5 protein-coding genes and 1 pseudogene are annotated in these 3,291 nt (G+C 36.1%); all 6 read left to right on the top strand.

All coding sequences use genetic code 11. The features are described 5' to 3' along the window. Window positions 1-165 precede the first annotated feature (165 nt). Window positions 166-330, top strand: a pseudogene (locus ABYK33_RS14820) (molecular chaperone DnaJ); the annotation flags it as partial. 257 nt (window positions 331-587) lie between these two features. Then, window positions 588-932 (top strand): hypothetical protein, encoded by a 345-nt coding sequence (locus tag ABYK33_RS14815; protein WP_373034080.1) that lies wholly within the window; start codon window positions 588-590, stop codon window positions 930-932. A 90-nt stretch (window positions 933-1,022) separates the two neighbouring features. Beyond that, window positions 1,023-1,403: a hypothetical protein gene (locus tag ABYK33_RS14810; protein WP_373034079.1), complete on the top strand. Its 381-nt coding sequence runs from the start codon at window positions 1,023-1,025 to the stop codon at window positions 1,401-1,403. A 367-nt stretch (window positions 1,404-1,770) separates the two neighbouring features. Beyond that, on the top strand, window positions 1,771-2,490 hold the full coding sequence (locus tag ABYK33_RS14805; protein ID WP_373034078.1) for a hypothetical protein: 720 nt from the start codon (window positions 1,771-1,773) through the stop codon (window positions 2,488-2,490). An 85-nt stretch (window positions 2,491-2,575) separates the two neighbouring features. Next, entirely contained in the window at window positions 2,576-3,016 is a 441-nt protein-coding gene (locus tag ABYK33_RS14800) for a hypothetical protein (RefSeq protein WP_373034077.1), read from the top strand. Continuing rightward, window positions 3,009-3,134: a hypothetical protein gene (locus ABYK33_RS14795; protein ID WP_373034075.1), complete on the top strand. Its 126-nt coding sequence runs from the start codon at window positions 3,009-3,011 to the stop codon at window positions 3,132-3,134. The genes ABYK33_RS14800 and ABYK33_RS14795 overlap by 8 nt, the downstream gene beginning before the upstream one ends. The last annotated feature ends 157 nt before the right edge of the window (window positions 3,135-3,291 follow it).

Genomic DNA, 3,291 nt, shown 5'->3' with positions numbered 1-3,291 from the left:
GTTTCTTGATTGATTAAAACTATCATACCACCATTTGGCAGGAGTTCATATGTTTTACAATCTTCTATTCGGTCATATGATTCTATATATTTTTTTAATTTTTTATCCATAAAATATTATAGGGTTTAATTCATAAATTCGGGTTTTGATTGCTCATTTTAAAATAAAGGTGATCTCATCGCCCAGGTCAACCTAACCTACCCTAAAAAACTAAGCGACGACCAGTACAACCTGCTAGAACAGCTCCAAGAGAGTTTCGGTGTAGAGTCAAAACCGCACGAGTCTCTTTTTGAATCTGCGTTTGACCGTGTCAAGGGGTGGTTTAAGTAGACCTCGCTCAACTCCCCAAAGTTGACTAAGTCCTGAAATCGGACTTAGCAACACATTTTCGTTCAATCAACTCACTTTTCACTACTTAGTACACATTCACTATCTAGCTTTTTTTCACCTACAACCATCAAAACATGCGCCAACATGCCTTTTTTCAACAAAACAACGTTTTAATGCAATATTTCACATGTTATGCTAAGTCCTCTTTTAAGACTAAGTTGTATAAAATGTGCACCAATAAAGAGTTAGGCATTCGAATGGGATTGAAAAGTTTAACTAAAGAAGAATTGGAAATTGTCAGACAAAGCATGCAATGCGTTGCAAATGGAAATGTGATTCTCCACGATGTTGAGTTTCAGACGATCATGGGAGTGGACGTTGATGAGTTTTTGGATATTTTCGAAGCTTGGCCAAACTTGGATGAAAATGATGTGAATGTGAGAACGGCTATAAACAACACACTAAACAATTTAATTGGCTATCCCCATGATTTGCAAGAAAGTTGGAACGAAGTCATGGAAACTCCTTTAAGTGAAGTAGCAAGGGTATTTCAAAAATGGAAAGGTTCTGACATTAATTCGTATATTGATGGCAGGGAATAGGCATGCCTAACAAATCAGAGGAGACCAATCAAAAACCCGCGGGCGGCTTTTTGATTGCTCATTTTAAACGTTAGAGGGAGAAGCATAAACATGGAAAATGAGATAAAAGACATTCTAAGTTACTTGGGAATGGGAATGGCAGTGATTCTGCCAATAGGCATTTACGGCTTCTTATTGATAGACAAATTAATCAAACGTATGTATGAATCATTTAACGCAGAATGGCAGAAAGTCGGAAAGCCCTCTGGCATGTTTTATTTCCCTCCTGAAGGGAGAAGTCTTCAATCAATGATCTCTATGCAGTTAAATATATTTGTCTGGTTTTTCAAAACTCCGGTGTGGATCAAAAGTGATGCTGTCTCTTTGGAGAACTTAAAAAGATTGAGATGGAGCTTTGCTATTGCAAATATAGCAATGCTAATACTTTTTGTAGTTGTATTTTTGATGATAAAAGATTTAATACAACAATGAACTCCAACCAACCAAAGCAGACCAATCAAAAACCCGCGGGCGGCTTTTTGATTGCTCATTTTAAACGTTAAAACGACTATGTAATCGAAAATCACGCACTCACCTTTTGTCTATTCAATCGGAACACAACGTTGACCAAGGTGTGAAAATCGACTTAGTCTCTCATTTTTGTTCAGATAAGTCCATTTTCAGGACTTAGTACACTTCAGCTAAGAGCCAATTTACGCCTTTTCAAACTCATAAGCATAAAAATATGGCATTCTCAAACCAAATAACATTTTTTTACAACATTTCATAAGTTCTGATAAGTCCATCTTTAAGCCTTAGTTGTATAGAATGTACACCAATAAATAGTTAGGCAAAGAAAATGAAACACAACTATAAAATTCTCATTTTGACTTTATTCATGTGGGCAACGGCTTTAAATGCTTTAACGAATTCCACATCAGATTTACCGAAAGTATTCCAAGAGTCCATTCCTACCAAACTCAATGACAACCTGCAACTTGTGGAAGTTGAAAATCGGTGTGATGGCTGTAACACATGGCGCTATATAGACTTTTACAGCAATGAAAGTAGAGAACCAATCAAAAGAGAAAAAGTCTCTGTTCAGAACGGGTACAGAGCCATGTATGCTTATCCGAACAGTCACTACTTTTCAAATACAAAAATCGAACAAAGTATTTCTGGTGAATACCAACATGACAAAAAAATAGTAGTAGAAGCCATCAAGCATGAATACAATAGAAAAAAAGAGCGTATCTATGCATATTTGAATGAGCATCCTGAACTAAAAGCAAAGATGGCTCCTTATAAAGCTAAGAACAAAGACTACATGGAGTTAGAAGAAAATAACTGCAAAGGGTACGAATATATCTCATACACCGAAAATGTCCTTGGCCTGACAGGCAATACGATTAGTCAGGTTCATATCTTCGTGCCGGAGAAGCAGATCATTGTCACTGCATATCTACTTAATCAGAAGAAAGCGCATTTCAAAACCATTGATGAGTTTTTGAAACTTCGACAGGATTTCATAGAAAGCTATATTGATTTTTTGGCAGAGCATAAAGGTTCTAAGCAATGAATGCACTGCCTAACAAATCATTGGAGAGCAATCAAAAACCCGCGGGCGGCTTTTTGATTGCTCATTTTAAATGTTAGGCATAAAAATGAAAAAAATGATTTCCACCCTTATCTTACTTTCATCTGGTATCTTGAATGGATATATTTTAATAATTTGTACTGGATATATGCATTCGTTTGACATAACATTCGATCTAATAACATGGGTTATTCCCTTACTTGCGGAATATAAACTCATCTACTTTGGCAAATTAACACTCCATGTAATAAATGCTATTTTATTGGCAATTCCGGCTATCCCCATATTTTTATTATTTGGATTTGCATTGACTTATGGCCTTAGATCAAATCCTACGATGATGATCTGGATAAGTTCTGCTGGAATTATTTTAGTATTCCTTTATAGTACTATACGTTATCATGGTTCATTCGTGGGTTTCGCAATCGATGCCGCAGTTATCATTTCACTGAATATTCTTGTATTGACTACTATTTCGAGAATAATTAAGGCTCGAGCAAATGCCTAACAAACCAAAGGAGAGCAATCAAAAACCCGCAGGCGGCTTTTTGATTGGTCATTTTAAACGTTATGTCTCTACCTATTTGCCTGAGACTAAGAAAGAAGATAATTGTAAATGTATTTGAGCTTATTCGTATATAGTATTGCATACTACTACGTACTTTTATCTGCCACAAATGATGGCTTTAGCAGCTTGCTTCTCGGTGTTCCATATGCTGGTTTCCTATTTTGGGAGATTTCGAACAAAAGAACAGCTAAACCCATCAAATACTTGCACATAAG

The sequence above is a fragment of the Sulfurovum sp. genome (genome assembly GCF_041562805.1).
Classification (GTDB): Bacteria; Campylobacterota; Campylobacteria; order Campylobacterales; family Sulfurovaceae; genus Sulfurovum.
The sequence above is the reverse complement of the archived record's forward strand: the minus strand, read 5'-3'. Positions and strand labels throughout refer to the sequence as shown.